Annotated in this window: 25 protein-coding genes and 1 tRNA gene; 4 read left to right on the forward strand and 22 right to left on the reverse strand. The window is 69.6% G+C overall.

What is annotated here, in order from left to right; all coding sequences use genetic code 11:
* Positions 1 to 7 precede the first annotated feature (7 nt).
* The 3 genes from tilS to dacB form a co-directional block, all read right to left on the reverse strand.
* On the reverse strand, positions 8 to 982 hold the full coding sequence (gene tilS / locus H4W30_RS18860; RefSeq protein WP_192743964.1) for a tRNA lysidine(34) synthetase TilS: 975 nt from the start codon (positions 980 to 982) through the stop codon (positions 8 to 10).
* Positions 979 to 2,007 carry a zinc-dependent metalloprotease gene (locus H4W30_RS18865; RefSeq protein WP_192744157.1) on the reverse strand — a complete coding sequence of 343 codons (1,029 nt, stop codon included), beginning with the start codon at positions 2,005 to 2,007 and terminating at the stop codon, positions 979 to 981. The genes tilS and H4W30_RS18865 overlap by 4 nt, the downstream gene beginning before the upstream one ends.
* Before the next feature lie 100 nt (positions 2,008 to 2,107).
* Positions 2,108 to 4,117: a D-alanyl-D-alanine carboxypeptidase/D-alanyl-D-alanine endopeptidase gene (gene dacB / locus H4W30_RS18870; RefSeq protein WP_192743965.1), complete on the reverse strand. Its 2,010-nt coding sequence runs from the start codon at positions 4,115 to 4,117 to the stop codon at positions 2,108 to 2,110.
* 167 nt (positions 4,118 to 4,284) lie between these two features.
* On the opposite strand from dacB, the gene H4W30_RS18875 reads away from it, so the two are divergent.
* Positions 4,285 to 4,803 carry an inorganic diphosphatase gene (locus tag H4W30_RS18875; protein ID WP_016337787.1) on the forward strand — a complete coding sequence of 173 codons (519 nt, stop codon included), beginning with the start codon at positions 4,285 to 4,287 and terminating at the stop codon, positions 4,801 to 4,803.
* A gap of 148 nt (positions 4,804 to 4,951) precedes the next feature.
* Here H4W30_RS18875 and H4W30_RS18880 read toward each other — a convergent pair whose 3' ends face one another.
* The 6 genes from H4W30_RS18880 to H4W30_RS18905 form a co-directional block, all read right to left on the reverse strand.
* Positions 4,952 to 6,220: a serine hydroxymethyltransferase gene (locus tag H4W30_RS18880; RefSeq protein ID WP_192743966.1), complete on the reverse strand. Its 1,269-nt coding sequence runs from the start codon at positions 6,218 to 6,220 to the stop codon at positions 4,952 to 4,954.
* A gap of 111 nt (positions 6,221 to 6,331) precedes the next feature.
* Positions 6,332 to 6,751 carry a CGNR zinc finger domain-containing protein gene (locus H4W30_RS18885; RefSeq protein ID WP_192743967.1) on the reverse strand — a complete coding sequence of 140 codons (420 nt, stop codon included), beginning with the start codon at positions 6,749 to 6,751 and terminating at the stop codon, positions 6,332 to 6,334.
* Entirely contained in the window at positions 6,748 to 7,179 is a 432-nt protein-coding gene (locus tag H4W30_RS18890; RefSeq protein WP_192743968.1) for an uL11 family ribosomal protein, read from the reverse strand. Before H4W30_RS18890 ends, H4W30_RS18885 begins: the two co-directional genes overlap by 4 nt.
* A 33-nt stretch (positions 7,180 to 7,212) precedes the next feature.
* Positions 7,213 to 7,734 carry a gamma carbonic anhydrase family protein gene (locus tag H4W30_RS18895; RefSeq protein ID WP_126730126.1) on the reverse strand — a complete coding sequence of 174 codons (522 nt, stop codon included), beginning with the start codon at positions 7,732 to 7,734 and terminating at the stop codon, positions 7,213 to 7,215.
* A gap of 85 nt (positions 7,735 to 7,819) precedes the next feature.
* Entirely contained in the window at positions 7,820 to 9,046 is a 1,227-nt protein-coding gene (locus tag H4W30_RS18900) for a M14 family metallopeptidase (RefSeq protein WP_192744158.1), read from the reverse strand.
* A 115-nt stretch (positions 9,047 to 9,161) separates the two neighbouring features.
* Positions 9,162 to 9,749 (reverse strand): TetR/AcrR family transcriptional regulator, encoded by a 588-nt coding sequence (locus H4W30_RS18905; protein WP_192743969.1) that lies wholly within the window; start codon positions 9,747 to 9,749, stop codon positions 9,162 to 9,164.
* Between the two features lie 123 nt (positions 9,750 to 9,872).
* Here H4W30_RS18905 and H4W30_RS18910 point away from each other — a divergent pair, with 123 nt between their 5' ends.
* On the forward strand, positions 9,873 to 10,337 hold the full coding sequence (locus H4W30_RS18910) for a GreA/GreB family elongation factor (RefSeq protein ID WP_034310019.1): 465 nt from the start codon (positions 9,873 to 9,875) through the stop codon (positions 10,335 to 10,337).
* Positions 10,338 to 10,526: 189 nt separating this feature from the next.
* Here H4W30_RS18910 and H4W30_RS18915 read toward each other — a convergent pair whose 3' ends face one another.
* The 6 genes from H4W30_RS18915 to H4W30_RS18940 form a co-directional block, all read right to left on the reverse strand.
* Positions 10,527 to 12,059 (reverse strand): PstS family phosphate ABC transporter substrate-binding protein, encoded by a 1,533-nt coding sequence (locus H4W30_RS18915; RefSeq protein ID WP_192743970.1) that lies wholly within the window; start codon positions 12,057 to 12,059, stop codon positions 10,527 to 10,529.
* Positions 12,060 to 12,131: 72 nt separating this feature from the next.
* Complete coding sequence (locus tag H4W30_RS18920) at positions 12,132 to 13,619, reverse strand: flavin-containing monooxygenase (protein ID WP_192743971.1); 1,488 nt, start codon at positions 13,617 to 13,619, stop codon at positions 12,132 to 12,134.
* A complete protein-coding gene (locus tag H4W30_RS18925) occupies positions 13,616 to 14,101 on the reverse strand; it encodes an NAD(P)/FAD-dependent oxidoreductase (RefSeq protein WP_192743972.1) in 486 nt (161 codons plus the stop codon). Before H4W30_RS18925 ends, H4W30_RS18920 begins: the two co-directional genes overlap by 4 nt.
* Positions 14,098 to 15,027 (reverse strand): ferritin-like domain-containing protein, encoded by a 930-nt coding sequence (locus H4W30_RS18930; protein WP_192743973.1) that lies wholly within the window; start codon positions 15,025 to 15,027, stop codon positions 14,098 to 14,100. Before H4W30_RS18930 ends, H4W30_RS18925 begins: the two co-directional genes overlap by 4 nt.
* Positions 15,027 to 15,842, reverse strand: coding sequence for an SDR family NAD(P)-dependent oxidoreductase (locus tag H4W30_RS18935; protein WP_192743974.1), 816 nt, complete (start codon positions 15,840 to 15,842; stop codon positions 15,027 to 15,029). Before H4W30_RS18935 ends, H4W30_RS18930 begins: the two co-directional genes overlap by 1 nt.
* A complete protein-coding gene (locus H4W30_RS18940) occupies positions 15,839 to 16,765 on the reverse strand; it encodes an alpha/beta hydrolase (protein ID WP_225949381.1) in 927 nt (308 codons plus the stop codon). The genes H4W30_RS18935 and H4W30_RS18940 overlap by 4 nt, the downstream gene beginning before the upstream one ends.
* 44 nt (positions 16,766 to 16,809) lie before the next feature.
* Between H4W30_RS18940 and H4W30_RS18945 the strand changes: the two genes are divergently transcribed.
* Positions 16,810 to 17,436, forward strand: coding sequence for a TetR/AcrR family transcriptional regulator (locus H4W30_RS18945; protein WP_192743975.1), 627 nt, complete (start codon positions 16,810 to 16,812; stop codon positions 17,434 to 17,436).
* A 95-nt stretch (positions 17,437 to 17,531) separates the two neighbouring features.
* Here the strand turns inward: H4W30_RS18945 and H4W30_RS18950 are convergent.
* Positions 17,532 to 17,605 (reverse strand) — tRNA-Thr (locus tag H4W30_RS18950).
* Between the two features lie 140 nt (positions 17,606 to 17,745).
* Here H4W30_RS18950 and H4W30_RS18955 point away from each other — a divergent pair.
* Positions 17,746 to 19,434, forward strand: coding sequence for a hypothetical protein (locus H4W30_RS18955; RefSeq protein WP_192743976.1), 1,689 nt, complete (start codon positions 17,746 to 17,748; stop codon positions 19,432 to 19,434).
* Positions 19,435 to 19,830: 396 nt separating this feature from the next.
* On the opposite strand, the gene H4W30_RS18960 is transcribed toward H4W30_RS18955, so the two are convergent.
* The 6 genes from H4W30_RS18960 to H4W30_RS18985 form a co-directional block, all read right to left on the reverse strand.
* A complete protein-coding gene (locus H4W30_RS18960; protein WP_192743977.1) occupies positions 19,831 to 21,039 on the reverse strand; it encodes a DNA polymerase III subunit delta' in 1,209 nt (402 codons plus the stop codon).
* Entirely contained in the window at positions 21,036 to 23,090 is a 2,055-nt protein-coding gene (locus H4W30_RS18965; RefSeq protein WP_192743978.1) for a bifunctional MFS transporter/dTMP kinase, read from the reverse strand. The genes H4W30_RS18960 and H4W30_RS18965 overlap by 4 nt, the downstream gene beginning before the upstream one ends.
* A 146-nt stretch (positions 23,091 to 23,236) precedes the next feature.
* On the reverse strand, positions 23,237 to 23,851 hold the full coding sequence (locus tag H4W30_RS18970; RefSeq protein ID WP_192743979.1) for a hypothetical protein: 615 nt from the start codon (positions 23,849 to 23,851) through the stop codon (positions 23,237 to 23,239).
* A 4-nt stretch (positions 23,852 to 23,855) separates the two neighbouring features.
* Positions 23,856 to 25,076 (reverse strand): hypothetical protein, encoded by a 1,221-nt coding sequence (locus tag H4W30_RS18975; protein WP_192743980.1) that lies wholly within the window; start codon positions 25,074 to 25,076, stop codon positions 23,856 to 23,858.
* A 39-nt stretch (positions 25,077 to 25,115) separates the two neighbouring features.
* Positions 25,116 to 25,889 carry an ESX secretion-associated protein EspG gene (locus H4W30_RS18980; protein ID WP_126730107.1) on the reverse strand — a complete coding sequence of 258 codons (774 nt, stop codon included), beginning with the start codon at positions 25,887 to 25,889 and terminating at the stop codon, positions 25,116 to 25,118.
* Positions 25,882 to 26,673: an ESX secretion-associated protein EspG gene (locus H4W30_RS18985; protein WP_192743981.1), complete on the reverse strand. Its 792-nt coding sequence runs from the start codon at positions 26,671 to 26,673 to the stop codon at positions 25,882 to 25,884. The genes H4W30_RS18980 and H4W30_RS18985 overlap by 8 nt, the downstream gene beginning before the upstream one ends.
* Positions 26,674 to 26,758 lie beyond the last annotated feature (85 nt).

A 26,758-nucleotide genomic window follows, 5' to 3' on the forward strand; every position in this document is an offset into this window, starting at 1 on the left:
ATCCCCTCTAGGTGGTGGACTGGGGTGCTTCGAGGGAGAGCCTGCCATGCGCCCGCGCGGCCACCAAGTCGCCGGGTAGCCAGACCCCGCCCTGACCCCGCCAGTTCCCCACCAGCGCGTCGACCGAACGCAGGTGGGCGTCGGTGAGTTCGCGGACGCCGGAGTCCAGCAGCCACCTGCGGAGGACGCGTCGCCGCAGCGCGGGCGGTTCGGTGGCGAGCACCGCGACGTCGAGCCCTTCGCCGGTGAAGGCGCGCAGGTGGACCTCGTCCGCGAGTGTGTCCAACGCCTCGGTGTCCTCGCGCAGTTGCGCCGCCGTGCGGGCGAGCGACGCCGCGACACCGCCGGACAGCACATCCTCCAGAAGGGGCAGTACTTCGGTCCGTAACCGGACACGGGTGAAGCGCGGGTCTTCGTTGTGCGGGTCCTGCCAGGGGTCGACGCCGAGCGCCCGGCACGCCTGCCGCGTGGTCGCGCGGGTGACGCCGAGCAGCGGCCGTCCCCAGGGCGGATCGTGCGGGCGCATCCCGGCCAGCGAACGCGGCCCGGAACCCCGGCCGAGGCCGAGCAGGACGGTTTCGGCCTGGTCGTCGAGGGTGTGGCCGAGCAGGACGACGCCGCGTCCATCGGGCAGTGCCGAACGCAAGGCGCCGTAACGGGCCCGGCGGGCCGCCGCTTCCGGTCCGCCCGCGCCCTCGACGCGCACCTTCAGGACTTCGGCCGTGTCGGCGCCCAGTTCCCGCGCCGTGTTCGCGGCTCGGGCGGCGGTTTCGGCGGAACCCTCCTGGAGGCCGTGGTCGACGACTAGCGCCCGCACCTTCAGCCCGGCGCGTGACCCGGCGAACGCCGCCGCTTCGGCCAGCGCCAAGGAATCCGCGCCGCCGGAGACCGCGACGCAGATCTCGTCCGCGACCACTGAGGGCGCGAGGAAGTCCCGCACGGCCGTCCGCACGGCCGCGATCGCCGGATCCGGCCCGCTCACCCGTGCAGTCGCCGCACCCAGGCCGCCGGATCGGTGATCTCGGCCCTGGTCGGCAGCGTGTTCGGCGAAGTCCACACCGCGTTGAAGCCGTCCATGCCGACGGCGTCGACGACGTGCTTGGTGAACTTCGCGCCCTGTTCGTACTGGCGCAGCTTCGCGTCCACGCCGAGGAGGCTGCGCAGCACGCGGTCGATCAGGCCGCCGCCCTTGCGCCGGGCGGTGAACCGCGAACGGATCAGCTCGACGCTCGGCACGACCTGCGGCCCGACGGCGTCCATCACGAAGTCGGCGTGCCCCTCCAAGAGGGTGGACAGGGCGAGCAACCGGTCGAACACCGCTCGTTCGCCGGGTGACTGCAGGAGTTCGGCGAGGCCGGCGCCGCCCGCCTTGCCCTTGCCGATCTGCTTGATGGTGTCCGGCAGGCGGCCGACCAGATCGCTCAGGCCGTCCGCGTCGCGGCCGGCGAGCCCGCCGATCAGGCGCTCGACCTCGTCGGCGAAGTAGTCGCGCAGCCAGGTGACCGCGGTGAACTGCAGCCGGTGGGTGCATTCGTGCAGGCAGACCCACAGCCGGAAGTCGTGCCCCGGCACGTCCATCGCGCGCTGGGCGGCGACCACGTTCGGCGCGACGAGCACCAGGCGGCCGGCGCGGTCCGGCCCGCCGAACGGGTCGTACTGGCCGAGCACGCGGGAAGCCAGGAAGGCGAGCACCAGCCCGGTCTGGACGCCCGCGCCGCCGGCCAGCACGGGCGCCAGCGGGCCGCCCTGGGCTTCCGGCAGCGCGCGGCCGGTGAGCGCGTCGAGCCCGGCGGCGGCCGAACGGACCCAGCCGGGTCTGTCGACGACATCGGCGGGCAGCAGCGGCAGATCGAGGCCGAGCCCGGTCAGCTCGCGGACGTGCCCCTCCGCTTCGCCGGTCAGGTCACGGAGATCGGCGACGGCTTCTTCGGCCTCTTCGCGGTCGACCACCGGACCGCCGCGCACCAGCAGGGCGCCCGTCGAGGCGGCCAGGGACCAGTCGACCATCGAACGTGTCTTGGTCGGCGTTTCCTCAGTCACTCTTATGACGCTACCCGCTGGAAGACCGGATTCCGTCCCGACTTCCTCACGCTCCGGTTCCGGTCGCTCACCTGCAGCCGCATTTGTGCAGGGTCGCCGCGACGACGTCGAGCGCGGCCCTGCCCTTGTTCTGGTCCGAACCGGACGACATCAGCGCGAACACCAGCATCCGGCCGTCGGTGTCCAGCACCACACCGGCCAGGGTGTTCACGCCGGACAGCGTCCCGGTCTTGCCGCGCACCCAGCCGCGGCCCGCGGCCGACGCCGGATCGCCGTAGCGCTTCTCGAGCGTCCCGCTGCCACCCGCGACTGGGAGGCCGGCCAGCAGGGGCCGCAGTTTGGGCGTCCTCGGATCCTTGCCGTCCGGCGCCGCCGCGACCGCGAGGATCTCGCTGAGCACCTTGGCCGGGATCTTGTTCTGGTCGGACAGCCCGCTGCCGTCGTTGATCTGGACGCCGGTGAGATCGAACCCGGCCTCCTTGAGCACGTTCATCGTCGCGGTCGCGCCGCCGGTGAACGACGCCTCGGCGCCCTTCGCGAGCGCGAGCTGGCGGGCGAGGACGTCGGCCATCAGGTTGTCCGAGAGCTGCATCAGCGAGTTGGCGAACTCCGCGAGCGGCTGGGACTTGACCTCGCCGAGCACCTTCGCGTCCTTCGGCGCCGTCGTCGTACCGCCGGCTTGTGCTTCGAGCTTGCCCGCGATTTTCTGGGTCAGCGCGGCCGCCGGATTCGCGACGCGGGGCGAGTGGTCGTTCTTCGGGTCGGCGCGGCCGCCGTCGGCCATCACGGGGAGGACCGGCGCCATGTAGGTGTTCCCGGCGGCGGTGTCCTCCGGGTCCCAGCCCTTCGCGGACGTCGGCCCCTTGAACAGGCTGATGTCCAGCTGGACCTTGGAGATCTTGCCGCCCGCGGCCTTCTTGACCTGGGCGACGAGGTCGTCGACGTGGGCCGCGCCCGGGTACAGCGGCGAGTCCGTGCCCAGCGGCAGCGAGGTCAGCGACGGGTCGCCGCCCGCGACGAGGACGACCGTGCCCGGCTCCGCGCCCTGGACGATCTTCGTCGAGAACTGCGTCCCGTGGTCCATCGACAGCAGAGCGGCCGCGACGACGAGGATCTTCGTGGTCGACGCCGGGGTCAGCGGAGTGCCGGAGTTCTTGTCCCACAGGACTTCCCCGGACGCCGCGTCCACGACGGTACCGGTGAGCGTGCCCAGGTCCGGGGAACCGGCGGGGCCGGCCAGCGCGGCCGCGAGACCTGCCTTCGTCGGCCCGGCGCCGTTGATGTCCGGCCCGTGCAGGACGCGGGTGACCCCGGCGGGTTTGGGGATCTCGCCCTTCGGCGCGTTCGGCGCCCAGGGCAGGCCGAGGCGGTTCGACACCTTCGGCATCGCGGCGGCGCCGCCCATCCCGGCGAGCAGGAGGACGACGACCAGGGTGGTGATCAGCAGGGCCTTGCGCTTGCGTTTCGGCTTCGGCGCGGGCGCGGCCTCGGTTTCGGCGGCCGGGGGTTCCTGGGAGGGCGGCTCGGGCCGCTGGATCCCGACGGTCGCTTCGGCGTCGAAGCGCTCTTCGGCGGGCTCGATGCGGACCGGGCGGGCGTGCATGCTCGCGGACGGGACCGGCGCGGGCGCCGGCGGCTCGACCCGCGTCTGCTCGGGGCGGCGCGGGGGCTCGGGTTTCGGCTCGGGTTCAGGCTCGGGTTCTGGGGGCTCGGCGACCCGATCGAACTGATCCCAGTCCGGTTTGTCTGTTTGCCGCGGCTGGACGGGCTGGACGAAGACCGTCTTCGGCGCTTCGGGTTCCTTCGGCTCGACCGGCGTCACCGGTTCGAACGCGGACCACTTCGGGGTCGGGGTCTCCGGGACGTCCGGTTCCTCCTCGACCTCGACGACGGGTTCGAACCAGGAGCCACTTTCGGGTGTGACCTTCGGCACTGACAGCTCTTCGGTCTTGCCGTTCGCCATCCCCGACATGGGCAGCCAGATCGTGGCCTCGCCCTCCCCCTTGGCGCCTTTGGGCTCGGCGGATGAGGTGTCCTTGTCGTCCGACGGCCACCTCGGGTCATCGTTTTCCGGCACTCAACGCTCCTTCATCCACCGTCCGGGGAAGGGGCCAAGCTCACATACGACCACATCGATGCGAGCACCCGGGACCCCGTGGTCCACACTAGTGAAGACAAGACCATGAACTCGGTGAGCCGTCCGCGACGGCGGGGCGTACCAAAGACGAGAGCAGCGAGGCCGGCGTGGAATTCGACGTCACTATCGAAATCCCCAAGGGGGAGCGCAACAAGTACGAGGTGGACCACAAGACCGGTCGGATCAAACTCGACCGGACGCTGTTCACCGCCACGCAGTACCCCGCCGACTACGGGTTCATCGACGACACCCTCGGCCAGGACGGCGACCCGCTCGACGTGCTGGTGCTCGTCCAGGAGCCGACGTTCCCGGGCTGCCTGATCCGCTGCCGCGCTATCGGCATGTTCCGGATGACCGACGAGAAGGGCCCGGACGACAAGGTCCTCGCGGTGCCGACGAACGACCCGCGGCTGGAGCACCTGCGCGACATCCACCACCTGAACGAGTTCCACAAGCTCGAGATCCAGCACTTCTTCGAGGTGTACAAGGACCTGGAGCCGGGCAAGAGCGTCGAGGGTTCGACCTGGGTCGGGCGCTCCGAGGCCGAGGCCGAGATCAAGCGTTCGCTCGACCGCGAGACCGACCGGCTGGCCAAGGAGGCCATCGACGGTCCGGCGGCGCACTAGTCGCTTAAGTGCCGAAGGGCCCCTTCACCGCGTCTCGTGCGGTGAAGGGGCCCTTCGTGCGTTTCGTGAGTGCCTGGTCGCGTCTCCCGTAGTACGTGAAGGCCCCCTTCATTGCGCCTGGCGCAGTGAAGGGGGCCTTCACGTACTTCTACGCCGAGTAGCCCGGGATCGGGAACGGCGCCAGGAACTCGCGGATCTCGGCGGCGATGGTGTCCAAAGCGGACTGTTCCTCACCCGCCGCCGCGGTGATCGTGCGGTCGATCCACTCCGCGACCTGCGTCTGGTGCTCCGGCTTGAGCCCGCGCGTGGTGATCGCGGAGGTGCCGAGCCGGATTCCGGACGGGTCGAACGGCTTGCGCGGGTCGAACGGCACGGTGTTGTAGTTCAGCTCGATCCCGGCGCGGTCCAGCGCCTGCGCGGCGGGCTTGCCCGGCACGTTCTTGTTCGTGAGGTCGATCAGCAGCAGGTGGTTGTCGGTACCGCCGGACACGAGGTCGTAACCGCGCTCGACCAGCGCCTCCGCCAGCGCCCGCGCGTTCGCGACGATCGTGTGCGCGTACTCGGAGAACTCCGGCTTCTGCGCCTCGCCCAGCGCGACGGCGATCGCGGCGGTGGTGTGGTTGTGCGGGCCGCCCTGCAGCCCCGGGAACACCGCCTTGTCGACGGCCTTCGCGTGGTCGGCGTCGGAAAGGATCATCGCGCCGCGCGGACCACGCAGCGTCTTGTGCGTGGTCGTGGTGATGACCTGCGCGTGCCCGACCGGCGACGGGTGCGCGCCACCGGCTACCAGCCCGGCGATGTGGGCGATGTCGGCGACCAGGACGGCGTCGACCTCGCGGGCGATCTCCGCGAACGCCGGGAAGTCGATGGTGCGCGGGATCGCGGTGCCGCCGGCGAAGATCAGCTTCGGCCGGTGCTTCAGCGCGAGTTCGCGGACCTGGTCGAGGTCGACGCGGCCGGTCTCCTTGCGGACGCCGTAGCGGACCGGGGTGAACCACTTGCCGGTCGCGGACACGCTCCAGCCGTGCGTGAGGTGGCCGCCGTCCGGCAGCGCCATGCCGAGCACGGTGTCGCCCGGCTGGGCGAACGCGAGGTACACCGCCAGGTTCGCCGGGGAGCCGGAGTACGGCTGGACGTTCGCGTGGTCGACGCCGAAGACGGCCTTCGCGCGCTCGATGGCGAGGGTCTCGACCTGGTCGATGAGCTGCTGGCCTTCGTAGTACCGCTTGCCGGCGTAGCCCTCGGAGTACTTGTTGGTGAGGACGGTGCCCGTCGCCTCCAGAACGGCCTGCGAGACGTAGTTCTCGGACGCGATCAGGCGGATCTTGTCGTGCTGGCGTTTCGCCTCGTCCTCCACGAGCCCCGCGATCTGCGGGTCGGCGGCGGCGAGCGCGGAAAGTTCGGGCTGGTGTGTCATCGGACGTACTCCTGCCAGAGACGGCCGGACCCAGGCGCGCGGTACCGGCCTCGTCGTCGCTTCCCGGTGGTGCTCCACCTCAAATGGCGCCAGTCGCTGGTGCGGACCAGACTAGAGCACTCCGCTCGAGCGGGCCTCGGCGTGCGGACGATGGCCGGCGCACCACCGGCGGCTGCATCCGGCCGTGCGATCGCAGAACGCCCGCGCGCAGACGGCGCAGCGTTTGAGCCGCCGCCAGCCACCGAACGCGACCAGTTCCGCCAGCCCGGAAGCGCCCGCGACCAGGTCGCCGCAGCCCGGCCACGACGCCACCTGCACGAGACGCCAGCCGTTCGCGACTTCGACGAGCCGGGGCGAGGCGCCGGTCCCGGCGAGGATCCGGTTGAGCCGGTCGGCGGCGGCGTGTTCGTCCGGCAGTGCCGAAAAGACTTCGATGAGCCGCGGATTCCCTTGCGCCAGCAGCCTTTCCGCGACCTCGAGGGCCGGGTCGAGGTCGCGGAACGGCGGGACGATCACGTGCTTGCGCGTCACGGTTCTTCGATCGCGACACCCATCGAGCGGGCCGTGCCCGCGACCGTGCGCATGGCCGCGCCGAGGTCTCCGGTGTTGAGGTCCGGCAGTTTCCGCTCCGCGATGCCGCGCAGCTGTTCCTGGCTCAGCTTCCCGGCGACCTCGTGTCCTGGACGGCTGGATCCCTTGCCGCCCAAGGCCTTCTTGATGAGGAACGACGTCGGAGGGGTCTTCAGCCGGAGTTCGAAGGAGCGGTCCTCGAACACCGACACGACCACCGGGACGATGTCGCCGCGCTGGGCGGCGGTCGCCGCGTCGTAGGCCTTCTTGACCTCGACGAGGTTCACGCCGGTCTGCCCGAGCGTCTTCCCGAGGTCGACCACCGGCGCGTTGCCGGCGGTCAACTCGAGCGTCGCCTGGTGCGTTTTCTTCTTCGACTTCGGTGCCATGCGCCGAAGCTATGGTCTCCAGTTACTGGAGAGTCAATCGATCGGCTTGACGCTTTCCGCGTGGCGGCGCGCGAGCTCCTGGTAGATCGCCGCGTTGTGCTCGACCCAGCCGCGGGCGGTGCCGTCGAGCGGGACGTGCTTCTTCGCCGGGCTGCCCATGGCGACCGTCTCCGGCGGGATGACCATCCCTGGCGTCACCGTGGCGCCGGCCGCGACCAGCGCCTTCGCGCCGATCTGCGCCTTGTCGAGCACGGTCGAGCCGTTCCCGATCAGCGCCTGCTCGCCGATCGTGCAGTCGTGCACGAGGCACTGGTGCCCGACGGTGACGTTCTTGCCGACCTCGGTCACGCCGCCGTTGACGTGGATGACCGAGTTGTCCTGGATGTTGGCGCCCTCGCGGATGAGGATCTTCCCGAAGTCGGCGCGCAGCACGGCGCCGTACCAGACGGAGGCGCCCTTTTCGACGACGACGTCGCCGATCAGGGTGGCGGTGGGGGCGATCCACGCTTCGGGATCCACCTGGGGACGGTGCCCCTCGAATTCGAACATCGGCATGCCCCGCACCCTATGCGTCCTAGCGCGTGAAGGCCCCCTTCACGCGGCTGAGCCGAGGGAAGGGGGCCTTCACGCGCTACAGAGGTCAGCCGATGGCGGTGTTCAGCAGGAGGTCCACGGCCTTGTCGTTACGGGTGGTTTCGCGGACGATCACCTCGTCGGGCGGGTAGAAGCCGGGGTTCGAACCCCGCGGGTACATCTCGAAGGTGAAGCTCAGGATCTTGTGGGTGCCCCACATCCAGTCGTCGATCGTCCCGTCCGTGATGTACAGGTCGCTCGACTGCTGCGGCGTGTAGCCGTTGGTCGCCGCCAGCTGACGGCCCACCGTCTGGAACCGCTGCGCTTCCGCGGCGGTCATTCCGGGGGCGGTGTCGTTGTAGGTGAAGCCGAACGGCCACAGCACGAGCTCCGAGTAGGTGTGGAAGTCGATGCTCGCCTTGATCTGCTGGACGCCGCCGATCTTGCGCGAGTTGACGAAGTTGGACACCGCGCGGGTCTCCGGCGCGGAGAACGCCGACGGGCCGCGGTAGGTCTCGCTGGTCGTCGAGCCCGACGAACCGCCGCAGCAGCCCCAGTTGTAGGCCCAGTTGCGGTTGGGGTCGGTGCCGTTGCCCTGCCGGTTCTTGCGCCAGTACTTGTAGCTGCCGCCGGAGATGTCGTACTCCGAGCCGTCCGGGTTGACGTTCGGGATCACGTAGATCTCGACGCTGTCGACGAACCGTTTGATCGCCGGGTCGGAGGCGTAGCCCTGGGTGAACCGGTTCACGATCCGCAGGCACATCTCGGTGGTGAGGTGCTCGCGGGCGTGCTGGTTGCAGGTGAAGAGGACTTCGGGCTCGTTCTCGTCCGTGGCGACGTTGTCGCTGATCTTGAGCATGTTCAGCGCCCGGCCCTGGTACGAGTTGCCGACGCTGCTCAGCCGCGCGATCGAGCCGAAGTTCGACTGGGCGTTGCGCAGGACTGTCGTGACCTCGGCGTAGTTGTGGTAGCCGGAATCCGACGGCGGGAAGTCGTTGATCGCGTTCGTGCCGACCTTCTCGGACCTGTCGACAACGCCGCGCTGCTCGACGCGGTAGCCGAGCGAACGGATCTTCGCCGCGTCGCGCGCTTCGCCGATGACCGTGGTCGTGCCGCCCGCCGAGCCGAGGACGTCGACCCCGAGCCGGGAGATCTGGGTGCGCTGCTGCGAGGTCCCGGTCCCGAAGACCTCGTAGATCTGGACCTGCGCGTCCTCGGCCTGCTGGTCCGCGGTCGCCGGACTCGCGGCGACCGGGATGGTGAACGCCGCGACGGCCGCGATCGCCACGGCCATGCACCGTCTTATGCGCATCGTCGTCTCCTAGCTCTCAGGCAGGGAAGGGGAACCTCACCATGGCCGGAGCGGGAAGGGCGAACAATCCGTAACGGTACGGATCTAATGCGTATTTCTAGCCGTAGTTCGCGAAACAGAGCGCTTCGATGTCGCCACGCAGTGCGGCGAACGGCCGCCGCCGGACGCGCTGCTGGACGATCGCGCCGAGCAGGTAGGACAGCAACGCCCGCGCCCTGGCCCGCGGGTCTTCGACGTCGAGCGGGGCGAGCAGTTCCGCCAGCAGTTCGGTGATCGACGTCAGCATCACGTCGATGGCCTGAGGGTGCTGCGCGCGGCCCGCGGCGATCCAGTACTCGAACCAGAGGAACGCCGCGTTCGGACGGCCGGAGAACTCGTCGAGGAAGGCTTCGAGCGCGGCGAAGAGCCGCTCGGACGGGTGATCGTGCTTCGCCGAAATTTTGCGCAAATCGGCGATGAACGTTGTGATGTGCGCCGCCATCGCGCGGTCGATCAGGACGTCGATATCCGCGAAGTAGTAATGAATCGCACTCTTCGTGAGCGGTCCGGCGTCCGCGATCGCGCGCACGGTGCAACCCGCGAGCCCGTCCCTGGCGAGCACGACACGCGCCGCTTCGACGATCTGCTCCTGTTTCTGCAGCTGATTGGGGGAGAGCCGCGCGCTGCGGCCGGGAACGGCGGTCACGAAGTTCCTTACACCAAGTAGTCAGGACGGGAGCCCTGAAGCTTAGGGCAACCGTCCTGGCCGATCACAGCGGGTGAAAAATCTAGGTGGCTAGCCGCCGATCCGTAGCGGACAATGCGCGACATGGTGACCTCAGGGGACAACGGGTTCAGCCCGGCCGCGCGGCGGCAGCTGGAGAAGGAACTCGCCGATCTGCGTGCGCAGCGCGACGCGATGGCGCCGCTCGTCGGTGAGCAGGAACGAACCGGCGACGCGGCCGACCAGGCGGAGGTGCTGGACCGCGCGGAGGCCGCCGCCTACCTCGACCGGCGCATCGCCGACGTCGCGGCGAAACTCGAGCACGGCGGCCGGAACAGCAAGGGCCTGCTCCCCGACGGCACCACCGTCACCCTCAGGTTCGCCGACGGCGACGAAGACGAGCTCCACATCGTCACGATCCCCGGGGAGGACGCGGACGCCTCCACGGTGACCTCGGACAGCCCGCTGGGGCTCGCGCTCGTCGGCGCGAAGGAGGGCGACGAGATCACGTACCGGACGCCGCGTGGCGAGACCAGCGCCACCGTCGTCACGCTGAAGCCGCCTGCCTGACCCGTTTAGCGCGTGAAGGCCCCCTTCCCTCGGCTGAGCCGAGGGAAGGGGGCCTTCACGCGCGTTGTCGAGGGGAAGGTCGAAGGTGGCGCGTTGCGAAAGCCACTTTCGCGACGCCTGATGTCCCGAAAGTGGCTTTCGCGACACCCCCAGCGCCGGCGCAAGCGTCCGGCAGGCTGTGAAGGGCCTTCACACACCCGGACGGCACAGCACCGGATTCGCCAGCTCCGCGCACGGCCGGTGCCCATGCGACCGGACGATGTCCTTGCCGACCTGATTCGTCAGGTACCGCAGGAAGCTCGCGACGAGCGAGTCGGCCTTCGGCTCGCCGAAGGTGTACGCGTACTCGGTCTCCCAGAACGGGTACGCCGCGTGGATCGCGCCTTCCAGCGTCGCCTGGTGGCCGTCGATCCGCACCGGCAGCACGTCCTCGCGTTTCGTGGCCGCGCCCAGTTCGCTGTAGCCGAGGGCGCCCGGCACCCGCGACACCGCGTCGAGGACGTCGTTCGTGGACGGCTTCGCGCACCGCGCCACTCCCGGCTGGGCACCCGGCGCCGGCTTGAGGCAGTCGTCGGAGTTGTCGCCGGGTTCCCGCTTGCCCGCCAGGATCTGGGCCTCGAACGTCCGCCGCGTGCCGGAGTCGGAATGCCGGTCGACGAGCCGGACCGGCTGGTCCTTGCCGCCGATCTCCCGCCAGTTCGCGATCTTGCCGTCGTAGACGTCGCGGATCTGCGCGAGCGAAAGATCCTGGACTCCCGCCTCCTTGTTGATCACGAGCGTGAACAGCGAGAACGCGACCGGGCGCGGAAGCAGCTGCGGATAGCCCTCGCCCTTGGCGCCGTCGGAGAACGCCAGCGTGCCGTCGTTCGCCGCCTGGTTCAGGCTGCCCAGCCCTTCGGCGCTGCCCCGGCTGTCGAAGACGAACGACGCGCCCGGGCACGTCTTCGTGTACGAAGCCGTCGCTTCCCTGAGCACCGGCGCGAAGGCCGTCGATCCGGTGATCGTGAGCTTCCCGGACGCGCAGTCCAGTGGCGGCGGCTTCTCGTCGAAGAACAGCGACCGGGTCAGCTGGAAGATGCTGACCACGACGAGGAAGAGGATCAGCGCCATCACCGAACCCGTCGGCCCGGTGCGGCTCTTGGTCTCGCGGAGGCTGCCGCCCTTGATCTCGCCGATCACCTGAGGATCTTCGAAGGCGTCGGGCGAGCCGTTGGGGACGCGGTCGAGCACGGCGAGGATCTTGTAGTGCGCGCCGCGGTTCAGCGGCACCCTCGGCAGGTCGATCACGCCGGACGGCCGTGCGGGATTCTCGTCGCGCGCCCCGAAACCGGAGTCGTCGCCGAAACATTCGTGCAGATGCGGCGAGCTGAGCTCGGTCACCACCATCCCGGCCACGGTGCGGCCGGGGAACTTCACGCGGATGCCGACGGGGTCGTCCGCGTTGACCGCGTAGTCGTCGGTGTCGATGTCGGTGGTGCCGTTGTTCTCGATGCGCAGCAGCACGAACGACGGGTCGACGAGCCGCTCCCCGTTCTCGTGCTGCAGTTGCGCGAGCGCGTCGGCGGTCGGCGCGAACCCACGCCCGGACGCCGTCGGGGTGTCCATCTGTACGCGGTAGCCGAGCCGTTTGCGGCCGACGAGCACGAACTCCCACAGGAACGCGACGGCCGGGACGCCGATCCCCGCCACCGCGAGCAGGACGTCCCAGGGAAAGCCTTCCAAGACCAGCCTCCAGGTTCGGGGAATCGAACCTACGGCTCATCCCGGCGGGGGACGGCGGACTTCAGCCAGTGTTCACCGGCCGTCCGCGAAGGCGTAGTCGTCGAGGTCGAAGAACCGGCTCGTCACCATGGTTTCCAGGGTGGGCGAGGCGCGGAAGGGCACGTCCCCGTTCGCGTCGAAGTAGTAGCTGTTGGCCAGCGAGCAGCTGTCCTGGAAGAACACCTGGTGCTTGCGGCGCTCCAGCATGCTCCGGAAGTACCGGTCGTTCGCCTCGCTCGTGACCTCGACGCGGGTCGCGCCGGTCTTCCGGGCGTTGCGCAGACACCGGATGATGTGCGCGGTCTGCGTCTCGATCAGGTTGAAGTACGAGGAACCGTTGTAGCCGTACGGTCCGAGAATGGTGAAGAAGTTCGGGAAACCCGGCACGCTGACGCCCTGATAGGCCTGGAACCGGTTCTCCGCCCAGAACTTCTCCAGATCGGCGCCGCCCGCGCCGCGCACGGTGAAGGCCGGCATGTTGCCCTTCTCGAACACCTTGAACCCGGTCGCCAGCACCAGGACGTCGGCCGGATGCTCGGTGCCGTCGGCCGTGCGCACGCCGGATTCGGTGATCGCGTCGATGCCCGTGGTCTCCAGCGTGACGTCGTCCCGGTTGAACGTCTGCAGGTACTCGTTGGAGAAGCTCGGCCGCTTGCAGCCCAAGGCATAACGCGGGGTGAGCTTCTTCCGGGTCACCGGGTCCTTCACCGCGCGGCGCAGATGCGCGCGCCCGATCCGCTCCCCCGCGCCCGCGGTCGGCAGGAGGTTGTGGAAATGGGCCGCCAGCGGGAAGGTCACCTCGACGAGCGCCTGGCTGGCCAGCCGGGACACCAGTTTCGCGCCCGGCAGCCGCCGCAGCGCGAGCCTGGCGGGCCGCGGCAGGACGGCGTCGGGTTTGGGCAGGCACCAGATCGGCGTGCGCTGGAACACCGTCAGGTGGCCCGCCTCCGGCGCGATGGACGGGATCACCTGCACGGCCGAGGCCCCGGTGCCGACGACGGCGACCCGTTTGCCCCGCAGGTCGACGGAGTGATCCCAGCGCGCGGTGTGCATGACCGTGCCCCGGAAACCGTCGATCCCGGCGATGTCCGGCGGTTTCGGCTGGGTGAGCACGCCGGTGGCGCCGACGACGAATCGTGCCGTCATCGACCAGCCGTCGGCGGTTTCCAGCCGCCACAAGTGCGTTTCGTCGTCGAAGGCCGCGGAGACGACCTTGCTGCCGAGGCGGGTGCGGCGGCGGATGTCGTACTTGTCGACGCAGTAGTCGGCGTACGCCTTCAGCTCGCGGCCAGGCGCGTAGACGCGCGACCAGCCGGAGATCTGCTCGAACGAGAACTGGTAGCTGAACGACGGGATGTCGACGGCGACGCCGGGATAGGTGTTCCAGTGCCAGGCACCGCCGACACCGTCGCCCTCCTCCAGCATCAGGAAGTCTTCGAAACCCGCCTTGTGAAGCAGGATCGCGGCGCCGATCCCGGAGAAACCCCCGCCGATGATCGCGATCTCGTGGTCCGGCGTCATACGGGAAGTCCTTCCTTGGCGAACAGCGAAATCGCACCGAGCACGACGACGTCCGCCTGGTGCTCGATACCTTCGGCGGTGCGGATGCCGTCAGGCGCGAAGGCGTAGATCGGCCAGGTGATGAGCTTGCAGCCGGGCCTTCGGAGCGCACCGTAGTAGCCGAGGCCGGGTGCCGTCCGCCGCGAGCCGAAGCGCCGGTCCGGTGTGAGGAGCCTGCGGATCCACGGGTCTTTCACCTGCCAGCGCAGGAAAACCCGGGCGACGGCGATGCCGAGGGCGTGCGGCCCGGGCACCGGCATCGGGACCACCCAGTCGGGTTCTTCCTGGAACACCTTCACCGCACGCGCGGTGGCCGCGACCTCGGGCACGATCTGCGCCGCCTCGCGACCGGGCGCGACCACGGCCACCCGCTGCCCGGAGAAGTCGTGCCCGAACCACTCGGTGCCGCGCAGCACCTCGCCCCGGAATTCGCCGAGGCTCATGACGCGACCGGTTCGTGCGTGATCTCCTCGGTCCACGACTGCGGCTTTCCCAGCAGCCGCGCGGGGATCAGGCGGGTCATCTTCACCATCGGGTCGGCGAGCAGCCGGTGATAGAAGTGCGAACGGTCGACGATCATGGCCGCCTGCGCCTTTAGCACGTGGTACGCCGGGATCCGTTTGGTGAACTCGCCGCGCCCGCCGATGGTGGAGAACCGTTTCACGGCGTTGTACAGCTTCTTCTCCGGCAGGCCCATCGCGACGATGTTGTCCCGCATCTTGTTGATCAGCGGGACGAACACCACGATCAGGCCGAGCACGATCTGGGGTTTGAGCGAGCCGACGGATTCAGTGAGGAGCTTGGTCGTGGAGCCGGCGCCGATCAGTTCCAAGACCTCGAAATCGGCCGTGATGTGCCGGGCCTCGTCGGAGTTGATATGCCGGAAAACCTGATGGCACACCGGATCGGAGACCTCTTCCAGCAGGAACTTCACCAGTGCGCCGTCCAGCGCGCATTCCAGCAGCGGGATGAGCGTGGCCAGCGCCGTCAGCGGGAGCGTGTCGCCGTAGTCGTCGAGGACCTTGATGGCGAGCTTGACGTTGATGTTCGGCTCGGGCATCGAACCGTGCTCGTCGAGCATGCCCCAGCGTTTCATCAACGCCAGCTCCGCGTTGGCGTGTTTCTGTTCCTCCGCGTGGAAGTAGCGGTAGATCTCCTGGATCACCGGCGTCGGCGCCTTCTTGGCGAGCGAGGCGAACCCGCGGGCGCCGACGTGCTCGATCCACACGAGATCGGCCATGAACGGCCGCATCTTGGCGCGGAGCTCGTCGGTCATCGTCTCGGCGCCGGGCGCGTCCCAGTCGATGTCGGCCAGCGACCACTGCTTGTCCTTGATCGTCTGGAGCATCGCCGCGAAGTCGTAGGCCATCACTTCTCCTTTTCGGCGGGCAGGAACCGGCCGAGCAGACCGGCGATCCGCGTGTACGGGACGGGCACGAAACGCTTGGCGTGCCACAGAAGCTGGGCGTCGGGCTGCGGCACGACGTAGAGGCGGCCGCGATCGTGGGCGTCGAGCGTCATCCTGGCGACGCGCTCCGGCGAGAACCCGACCACGTCGGAGACCCGCTGGGCCAGCCCGCGAGCCCCGTCTTCGATGAGTTCGCCGCCGAAGATGTTGGTACGGACGAAAGTCGGGCACAGCACGGTGACCGCGACGCCGGTGCCGGACAGTTCGGCCGCCAGCGTTTCGGAAAGGCTGACGACGCCCGCCTTGCTCACGTTGTACGCGGCCATCTTCGGCGCGGCGGTGAAGCCGGCCGCCGAAGCGACGTTGATGACGCCGCCCGCCTTCGCCGCCCGCATGGCCGGGACGAAGGTGTGGCAGCCGTGGATCACGCCCCACAGGTTCACGCCGAGCGTGCGCCGCCAATCGGACAGCGGGCTCTCCCCGACGAGCTTGCCGCCCGCGCCGATCCCGGCGTTGTTGACGACGAGGTCCGGCTCGCGGCCGAACCAGGAGCGTGCCTGGTTCGCCAAGTCCGCGACTTCGTCCACATCGGACACGTCACAGGCGATGGCGACCGCGTCCTTGAGCATCTTCGCGGTTTCATCGGCGGCTTCGAGATCGATGTCCGCGCAGACGACGCGACTGCCGCGCCGGACGAGCTCGGCCGCGATCGCCCTGCCGATCCCGCTGCCCGCGCCTGTGACGACGGCGTGTGCTCCGTGGGTCCGTTTCGTCATGCCGCCCTCACGATCGCCGGAAGATTGCCGGTGAGGAAGCGGCAAGCCCGCTCCATCGCCGGTGCCGCTTCGGGGATGAAGCGGGTCAATGCCTGGAAGACGTGCATCTGGCCGGGGACCACTTCGAGTTCGCAGTCGGCCCCCGCGCGGCGCAGGGCCCTGGCCAGTTCGATGGCGTCCGCGGCGAGCATTTCCAGCCCACCCGCCTGGATGATCGTCGGCGGGAAGCCCTTGATGTCGTCGAAGGCGAACCGAAGCCGCGCCGAATCGAGGTCTGCGTCCACTGTGTACAGACCGACCAGGCGCGCGGCCGCGGCGGCGGAGATCATCGGGTCCGGGCTCATGCGTTCTCGCTGGGCGGCCAGCGAAAACGTCACGTCGAACAGCGGCGAGAAGAGGGCCAGCGCGGCAGGCGGGTCTTTTCGTTCCCGCAGCAGCTGGGCGGCGAGGTCGACCGCGAGATGCCCGCCCGCGGAGTCGCCCGCGACGAGGATCCGCCGATATCCCTGGTCGAGCAGCCGGTCGTAGGCGGCGCGGACGTCGTCGGCGGCGCTCGGGAACCGATGCCGCGGCGCGAGCCGGTACTCGCAGGCGAAAACCGGCAGGCCGGTGCCGGCGGAAACCCGTGTGGTCAGCCCGCGGTGCGTGCGCGCCGAGCAGAGCGCGTACCCGCTGCCGTGGAGGTAGAGGACCACGGCGTTGCCTTCGGTCACCTCGGGCGCGCGAACCCACTCGCCGCGGATACCCGGCTCGACGCGGCTCCCCTTCAACGGCGGCGAGGCCAGCCACAGGCTGCTCGCGATGAAGGCACGGGAGAACGCCACACCCGCGCGGTTGGCCGGGATCGCGTTGGCGATCGGCCGCACGAAAACGGACGTCAGCGCGGCGGCCAAACCGGTTCGCAGGCCATTCTGCGGTCGCATGCCCTCAGAATGAATCTGAGGGCACCTGCTGTCAAGATGGGCAGGTGACCGCGTCCCGCCGCTACAGCGGCAAGACCGCCGACGAACGCCGCGCCGAACGACGGCTCGCCCTCCTCGGCGCCGCACTCGACATCTGGCAGGAACAGGGCTGGGCGGCGGTCACCATGCGGGGTGTCTGCGCGCGGGCGAACCTGACCGACCGGTACTTCTACGAGAGCTTCGCCAACCGCGACGCGCTGCTCGCCACCGCTTGGGAACAGGTCCGCGACGAAACCCTGCGGATGGTCCTCGACGCCGTCGCCGCCCACATCGAGCGACCCGCCCTGGACCAGCTCCGCGCCGCTGTCGACGTCGTCGTGCACCACGTGCAAGAGGAGCCCGCCCGCGCGCAGATCCTGTTCGGCGACCACGCGGGCAGCGCGGTGCTGGAGCAACTGCGGCGGCAGACCGTCCAGGAGACCACCGGCCTGCTGATCGAGCTCGCGCGACCGCATCTGAAGCCGGACGTGGACGGGCTGGAGTTCCGGGTGAACGTCCTGCTGGGCATCGGCGGCTTCGTGGAGATCATGCTCGCGTGGCGCTCCGGGCTGCTCGACGCGGACGCGGACGCGCTCGTCGGCCACCTCACCGGAGTGGGCACTTCGCTGTCGCGGATGTTCCTCAAGGGGTGACACCAACGGGTGAACTTCCGGCGCGAGCTCTCCGCCGGGCCGGAAACGAGTCAGGGCCTCATCCGGAGAGTTCCGAATGAGGCCCTGACCTGCGGAGCCGCCTAGGGGAATCGAACCCCTGACCTATTCATTACGAGTGAATCGCTCTGGCCGACTGAGCTAAGGCGGCGGACATCGGGCTCGCACCCGATGACGGGGACAAGTGTAGCGGAGGCTTGAACGTCACCTTCCGGGGCCACCGTCGTTAAGGTCCTATGACGCCGGTCTCAGTCCCCCAAGATCGGCCCATCCCCACTGGAGGACCTGTTCATGCGGCAACGACTGCCCCGTGTGCTGGCACTTCCGGCCGCCGCGGCCCTGCTTCTGCTGACCGCGGCCCCGGCGATCGCCCAGGACATCCCGACCACGCCGATCCCCGATCCGGCCAATCCGGGACAGCCGCCGATGTCGGCGCCGATCGGCCCCCAGCCGCTCGGGAAGGCGGTCGGTGACGCGGGAGCGGCGCTGGGCGTGCTGCGGCTGCTGCCGAACGCGGTGCCGACGAGCGCGATCCTGCCCGGGGCGGACAAGCTGCTGCCGAAGCAGTCCGCGCTCGAGGCCGGGATGGGTCTCTCCAGCGCGCAGGCCAACTCCGAGGCCTACCTGAGCTATGAGAAGGCGATCGCGCAGTCGTCGCCGTTCGGCCTGTCCGCCGCGGGCAACGCGCCGCAGACGCCGGGCAGCCTCGTGCAGACGGCCCTGCCGGACAACCCGAAGCCGATCAGCGGCGGCCTCAACGCGCCGACGAACCCGCTGTTCAACCTCGGCCTGCTCAACGGCGAGGCGCACGCGCGCTGGAGCCCGACGCTCGGACCGTGCGTCGGCACGATCGCCGACTCGAGCACGTCGATCGCGAACCTCGCGCTGCTGCCGACCATCCCGAACATCCCGGGCGCCGACCAGCTGACCCAGGCTTCGGACCAGCTCAAGGCGGGCCTGTCCGCGCTCGGCCCGCTGGCGAACCTCGGCGGGCTGCTTTCGGGTACCAGCACCAACGCCGACGGCAAGGGCGCCGTGCTGAGCCTGCCGAACACGCTGTCGTCGCGTTCGGTCGTGCGGCTGGTCGACATCCCCGGCTCGAAGAACAAGGCGGTCGAGTCGACGTCGACTCTGCAGGCGGCCAACATCGAGCTGCTGAAGGGCACGCCGCTCGGCCTGACGATCAAGGTCGCCAGCCAGCCGACGCTGCGGGTCACCTCGACCGGTGACAAGAAGACGTCAAAAGTCGAGTACACCGCGCCGGTGCTGCAGATCGTCCGCGGCGACAAGGTGCTGTTCACCCTCGACGCGAAGAACCCGACCAAGGACATCCCGATCGGGATCCCGCTGCCGTCGCTCAAGCAGACCCCCGGCTTCGAGCAGCTGAAGAACGTGCCGGTCATCGGCGGGCTCGCCGAGATGATGGACGGTGCCACCAAGCACCTCCCGGGCGGCGAGGCCGGCAACGGGCTCACGCTCGACCTCGGGGTGCTGAAGCTGTCGATCGCCGGGTTGAACCAGAAGTCGAGCGACACGACGTCGCCGTTCAAGGGCTTCCAGCTGGGTGCCTCGGCGCGGCTGCTGGACCTCCAGATCCTCCCGACGACCGCGCTCCAGAAGGCGCTGCCGCCGGAGGCCGCGAAGAACCTGCCGTCGTCACTGGCGCAGATCTCGCTCGGCGAGCAGATCGCCCGGGCGCACGCTCCGGCAGGCGGTGTCGAATGCGGCACGGCTCAGGCACCTCCCGCCGGCAACAACGGTGGTGCGGCGCCGAAGGGGCCGGTCAAGAACCTGGCCTACACCAACGCGGCCTACGACACGGTGCCGATGTTCTGGACGGGTACGGCGATGCTGCTGATCGGCGTGGTGCTCGTGGCGGCCATGCCGGGACGGCGGCGGCTCGCGGTTGTCCCGATCGCGAAGAACTCGCCTGGGTTCAAACCTTCGCCGCGTCCGCGCTCCCTGGACTCGGAGGACTAGACGGGGCGAGGAGGGTGATGAACGGTCCTTTCACGCTTTGCACCGGCGTGGAAGGACCGTTCGTCTTCAGGGGCCTTCGCCTTGCGGCGAGGGCCCCTTTCGCCGTGCAGTGACTGTGTGGATTTCAGTGCGTTGGACGACCTGAAACCCACACGGTGTGTGGAAATAGAGACGTTGAATGTCCCTATTTCCACACACCCCCCACTCGGCGTTAACGGCCGCCATCGCGATCCGAACCCGAACCGCCTTCACTTACCCACAGCAGTTGTCCACAACCATCCCCACCTGTGGACAACTCCCGCGACCAGCCCTTTTCCCCCTCCACCCCCGGTAGACTGGACTCGGGGTCGCCCCCCTGGGACGGGCGGGGGGCTGGGGTGGTGAGTGAAGCGCCGATCAGCCTTGGCGCAGGGTGGTGACCATGGCTTCGACGGCGATCCTCGGCTTCACGTTCAGGTCGATGGCCTCGCGGCATTCCAGGACGGCTTCGAGCCGCCGCAGGATCGAGTCCGGCGCCCAGGCGGAGGCGGCCTGCGCGATTTCCGAAGCGTGGTCGGGGTGGTTCAGCGTCGCGCCCGCGCCGCTCGCGGTCACCAGCACGTCCCGGTAGAACGCGGCCAGGTCCACCAGCGCGAGGTCGAGAGTGTCCCGCTGGGTTCGGGTCGCACGGGACTTCTGGCGCTTCTCGAGCTGCTTCACGGCGGCCTCGGCGGCTCGTTTCGCCCCGGCGACGCCCTTTCCGATGCCGTCGCCGCCCATCGCGGTGCGGAGTTCGGAACGCTCGGCCTCGTCGCGGACCTTGCTCTCCTCGCCCGCGTCGGCCTCCGCGGCACTGATCAGCTGATCGGCGCAGGTGAACACATCGGACGGACGCCGCAGGCCGAGCGGGATCCGCAGCACGGTCGCCCGCCGCTGCCGGGCCGCCTCGTCGGTGGCGAGCCGCCGCGCACGGCCGACATGTCCACTTGAGACGGACGCGGCCCACCGCGCGCGTTCGGGATCGATGCCGTCCCGCTCCATGAGCACCTGCGCGATCGCCTCCGGCGGCGGCGTCCGCAGCGTGACCAGACGGCACCGCGAGCGGATCGTCACCGACACGTCGTCCGGGTGATCCGACGGCGCGCACAACAGGAACACCGTCCGGTCCGGCGGCTCCTCGACGGCCTTCAGCAACGCGTTCGACGCGCCTTCGGTCAGCCTGTCGGAGTCCTCGATGATCACCACCTGCCACTTCCCGGTGGTCGGGCGGCGGGCGGCGGCCTGCACCAGCGAACGCATTTCCGCGACGGAGATCGAAAGGCCTTCAGGCACGACGAGTTTGACGTCCGCGTGCGTCCCGGCCAGCACGGTGCGGCAGCCGGGGCATTCGCCGCAGCCGGTGCCGGTGCTGCACTGCAACGCCGCCGCGAAGACCCGCGCAGCCGTCGAGCGCCCCGACCCCGGCGGACCGGTGATCAGCCAGGCGTGGGTCATCGCGCCGGGCGCGACAGGCTGGTTCTCGACGATCCGCGTGGCCGCGGCCGACGCCGTGGAAAGCGTGCGCGCGGCGGGCTCCTGGCCGACGAGCTGCTTCCAGACACCGATCAGCGCAGGGGCTTCCGTCATTTCACCTCGACCTTTTCCTCCGACGGCGCGAGCCCGGCGAGCCTGCCGACGAGCACCGCTCGGATCGCGGTCCGCACCCGGTCGCTCACCTCGTCCTCGGTGCCTTCGGCGTCGACCACGACATACCGGTCCGGGTCGGCGGCGGCCATCTCCGTGAGCAGATGCTGCACCCGCCACTGCGCGTCCAGCGACGCGGACTTCCGCATCACCGTGCCGGGATCGGCGTCGAGCAGGATGGTGATGTCGGGCCGCAACCGGCCGGTCGCCCAGTCGGCGAGCCCTTCGAGCTCCTGGCTGTCCAGCCCGGCGACCGCGGACAGATGCGCCAGCGGCGAGTCCACGAACCGTTCCATCACCACGACGGACCCGGCGTCGAGCGCCGGCTGGATGTCCCGTTCGACGATGTCCGCCCGCACCGCGGCGGCGGCCAGCGCCTGCGCCCGCGCACCGGACAGCGAAGCACCGGAGACGAGTTTCGCGAGCCGCTGATCGTCCAGCGCCGGGTCCGCGGCCAGCACGACCGGACGCGTACCCGCGCGCAGCCATTCGGCCAGCCGCGCCGCCTGCGTCTCGGTGTTGATCGCCCGCGTCCCCTCCAGCGCGATCAGCAGCCCGTTCACGCGACGCGGACTGCGGCGCAAGGCGTTGCGGAGATCGGCGAGGATCGGCTCCGCCCGCCGGTCGTCCATCTGCCGGTACGCGAAGATGCCGGCGAGCAGCGCGAGGACACCGCCGCCGATCATCACCGGCCGCGTCCCGTCGATCGTGATCGTGCTCCCCCACACGGAGATCGCGGTCGGCTGCACCAGGCTGATCAGCACGGGCACGAGCACCGTCGAGCCGAACAGCACGATCTTCATCAGCGACTGGTAGATCGCGTTGATCCGGCCGCGGATGGAGTCCTCGATCCGCGAACCGATGATCGTGACACCGGTCAGGAACGCCGTTCCGGCCCAGACCCCGACCGCGGCGACCGCGACCAGCGAAACGGCGAGATGCGGCGACAACGCGACGACGACGAGGCAGAGGCCCGCGGCGACGATCGAGATCCCGAACAGCCGGTCGTGCGCGAGCCGCCGCGCGAGCTTCGGGGCCACCGCCATCCCGGTGGCGAGCCCGAGGAAGACGGCGAGCACGAGCAGGTTGAACGCCGCGTCACCGGCGAGCAGGCTGGACGAGTACGGCTTGGCCGAACCGATCACCGCGCCACCGGCGGCGAAGGCGCCGAACGCGCCGATCATCAGCCCGCGGACCAGCGGTGTCGTCCGCACGAAGCGGGCGCCGTCGGCGATCATCTGCCGGAAGCCGAACTTCTCCTCGTCGGCGGCCTTGACCTTGGGCTTCTCGACCGCGTGGACGTTGCGCAGCGACAGCTCGGGAATGCGGGTCGCGATCACGATCGCGCTGGTCAGGTACAGCAGGCCGGTGATGACGACGGCGACCTTGGCGATACCGAGCTGGGCGTCGCCCTGGAAGAAGTGGAACGTCGTGTTGCTACCGGTGAGCACGGCGTTCGCCCCGGCCGCGGTGATCACCGCGAGGCCGTAGGTCATCACCATGCCGAGCTGGTTGGCCGTCTCGACCTGGTCCGGACGGCGCAGCAGGTTCGGCACCGCCGCGTCCTTCGACGGGATCCACATCATCGAGCAGCAGCCGACCAGGAAGTTGCCGACGAACACCCACCACGGCGTGCCGACGAACGCGATCGACAGCAGGAACCCGCACCGGCCGAGGTCGCAGAGCACCATCACCTTGCGCCGGTCGAACCGGTCGGCGAGCAGCCCGCCGAGCGGGGCGAACAGCAGCCCCGGCAGCAGCGAGGTCAGCACGACCCCGACGAACGCGAAGTTCTGCGCGGCGTAGTTGTCGGTCAGCTTGGTGACCAGACCGGTCAGCGTCAGGAGGTTCAGCCAGTCCGCGACGCTGCACAGGTAGGAGACACCCCAGATCCGGCGGAACGGCTTGATCGCCAGCACCCGCCGCACCCGGTGCATGGTGGAAGCGTCACGCCCCGCCGAATCACCCGTGCCCGCTTCGGGCACCGACCGCACGCCCTCGCTGATACGCCCACCCCACTAGTCACGCGGCGCCGGGGTGCGACCCGGGTCAACACCGGGTACCCCGACCGTAGGGCCAGGGTATCCCGATGGGTGACGTCTGGATGGACGGCCCCGTCCGGCGCTATCCGCCGGACGGGTTACCCGAAGATCCCCGCGATGCTGTTGAACAGGCTGGCCAGCAGCTGGATGGCCAGGATCGCGAAGATGATCATGAGGGCGATCGCGATCATGACGCCTGCCGTGTTCGACGACGGTTTACCGAGCCGCGGCATCTGCATGGAGCGCTTTGCCCGCCGCACTTCGACTTCGGCCTCTTCGTCGACATCGACCGGCTCTTCCTGCTTCACCCGCCGGGGCGGACGGATCAGCTGGGAAGGCCTCGACGGCCAGGTGCGCTGCTGGGGCAGGATCCCGATCGGCGCAGCGCCCTGCTCACCGACCGTGCTGACGACCCTGGCGGGCGGCTGCGCGGCGGTCTGCTCGGGGCCCGGGTTTTCGGCGGGCCGCTCGTCCGCGAGCATGGCCGCGTTGACCATCCGGCTCACGACTTCGGGGTCGGGCTGCACCGGTCCCGGCACCTGCACGTGGACCTCGTCGGCTCCCGCCGGAGGGGACGCCGGGGCCGTCGTGACCAGCCCGGACAGTGGGTCGGCGAACCTGTCGCCTGGAGGATCTGCCTGAGTGCCATCGCCTTTCACGAAGTCGGGGGCATCGAAGAAGGGAGTCTCGCCCTTCCCGCTCATGGTGACCACCTCACTACGGAATGTCCTCTGCTTCCAGGGTAACCACCTCGGCCCGCCGCACATCCGCCCAATGGGCCAGATAAATGTCACGCGCCGCGAGGCTGATCTTCACATCCTCCAGCAAAGGTTCGAAGAAAGAACGCCGGTACCGGGCATCCGTCGCGGTCGATGCGGCGAAATACAGACCGGAGAAGACGGCGAGGAAGACGGAGACGTTGACGAGCGCGGAACTGACCGGAAGGGGGACACCCAACAGTGTTCCGGGCGCCGATTCACGGCCGGCGAACTCGGTGACGACCTCGGGGGTGAGGATCAGCACCCCGAACACGACGAAGAAGGCGAACACCAGCACCCCGAACGCCACGATCTGCACCGCTTGCGCGAAGAACAGCACCAAGGCGATGTTCAGCCGCTCGGTCTTCGTCAGGGCGCGCCGTTCCGGCGGAGGCGTGTCGTCGTCGAACGGCGTGCCGCGCAGGACGGCCGCCCCGGGTTCCACGGTCCAGGACTTCAGCTCCTTGATCTCGTCGGACAGCATCGACGCCAGGAACACCGCGCCGATCAGCACGAGAAAACCGGCCACCAGCCACAACCGGCCGGGCGTCAGCCGTTCCACCGCTTGCCACAACTCGGCGGTGAAGAAGCTGAACATCACCACCAGCAGGAGCAGCGGCAGCGCCCGTGAAGCCAGCGTTCCGATGGCTCTGACCTGCGCGACCGCGCTCCGTGCCGCCCAGGTCAGGATCGAACCGACGCCGATCCGCACCAGCAGCATCAGCACGCCCAGCGCGGCGAGGTTGGCGAGCACGGCGACCCACAGCGGGTTGTCCCAGGCCACCAGCCCGGTGAGCCGCTCGCCGACCGGCAGCACGAACAACCAGAAGCCGATCGTCACCGCCATGACGGCCAACCGGACCCTGGTGCGGCTGAGCGCGCGGAGCAGCTTCGCCATCAGGCGGCCGGCGATCACCGGCACCACGACCACGGCGAACGTCAGCGCCAGCACGCCGAGGACGTAACCGACGCCGCTGCTGCGCATCCTGGCCGCGAGCACATCCTCGGGGACGTCGAGCAGCTTCAGCAGCCCGGCGAGGAGCAGGTCGAGCAGGCACAGGAACACCAGCCCTGGCGTGGACCGGCGCAACATGGCCGCCCCACGCCTCCGCCGGTGGATGACCATCGGCAGCCCTCGCCGCCGGAACCACGCGTCGGCCGCGCGCCGGTCCAGGTCCATGCCCGCCCTCCCCAGTCGTTCATCGAGGCGCCAGCGGCACTATGTACGGCTCATGTCCACCGCCTCGTGCAGCCAGCCCGCCAGTGCCCGGCGGTCCATTCCACCGAACATCAGCCACCCTTCGGAAGGGGCGGCGTACAACACGAACCTCCCCAGATCGTTGTCGACGATCACGAAGCCGTAGTCCGGGTACTCGGCGTTCAGCCCGCCGAAGGCGACCAGGTCGAGGATCGCCGTGCCCGTCCGCGGACGGCTCAGCGTGTCGGCGACCAGTCCGACCTCCTCGTCCTGGCCGGGCAACGGCACGCCGTGCTCGTCGATCCTGATGCGCATCGGCTCGGTCTCACCGGCGGGGACGTGCGGGAGCCCGCCGAAGACGCGGGCGCCCAGCTCACCGAAATCGCTCAGGCTGAACGTGGTCCGCCGCCCCGACCTCATCCGCCAGACGACCGCCTGCTGCCCGTCGCCGTAGCAGTCGACGCGCACCGAACGGGGCGCGGACGCGAAGACGCCGGTGAGGACGCCTCGCACCGAACCCCGCAGCATCACGCCGTGCATCCGGACCGCGGCCGGATGGATCTCGCCGTTCTCCATCAGCCCGGCCTCTTCGAGCATCGCCGCCTTGGCCGCGTACCGCTCGGCCTGGGTGACGAGATCCGCCGGTCCGTCGTAGGACGGGCACAGACGGCGGATCTCGTCGTCGGTGATCTCCGGGTCGTAGCCCAGGTACACGCTCCGCCGCTCGGGCACGGCGCGCAGCACCGGCTCGGCGGCGCGCCTCATCAGTTCCTTCACGGTCGCCGGTTCACGCATGGTTCTGCACCGCCTTCACGATCCATTGCTCGGCCGTCGACCGGCTGGCCGGGCCCCAGGTGAGCGTCCAGCGGCCGTCGGCGTCCATCGCCGCGCTGAACTGGTACCGGCCGAGGTCGTTGTCCACCAGGCCGAACGCGCCGTGCGGGTACTCGGCGAGGATGGCGTTCCGCACCGCGAGATCGACGAGGACCGTGCCGTGCCGCGGCCGCGAAGCACCCTCGCGGATCACCTCGACGGCATCACGCGCCCGCACCGGGATCAGCCCGCCGGCGTCCGTCTCGATGCGGACGGTCTCGCCGGTGCCGGGCGGATGGTCGGGCAGCCCGTCGAACACCCAGCCCGGCAGCGCGCTGAGGAAACCGGACCGCAGCCGCGCCCGCTTGCCGAGCTTGTTCAGCACCGTCGTGTAGTCCTCGTCGCCGAAGAACCGCACCTCCCACGGCTCCGCGCGCGACGGGAACACGCCGGTCACCACGCCGCGGATGAACCCGCCGCGCAGCGCGCGATACAGCCCGACGGCCTCGGGCGTGACCTCACCGCCGGGGGCCAGCCCGATGGTCGCCATCCCGCTCACGAACCGCGTGTACTGCTCCACCTCCTCGGCCAGGGTGAGCCCTGGAGTCGGCTCCTCGTCGGCCAGCACCGGCGGCACGGCGAGCTCCGGGTCGTAGAACTCCATCACCGAGGGACGCTCCGGAACCTCGGCGGCCAGCGGGGCGATGACCTCGTCGATGACGTCGAAGACAGCGGTCGTTGAAATGCTCACCTGACCATTGAACACCCTGGTACCGACAATTTTTAGAACTTTTGTTCGAACGGGTGAGGTCGTTCGGCGAGCGGTCGGCGAGCGGTTTCCGGTCGACAGT

The sequence above is a fragment of the Amycolatopsis roodepoortensis genome (genome assembly GCF_014873915.1).
In the GTDB taxonomy this organism is placed as follows: Bacteria; Actinomycetota; Actinomycetes; order Mycobacteriales; family Pseudonocardiaceae; genus Amycolatopsis; species Amycolatopsis roodepoortensis.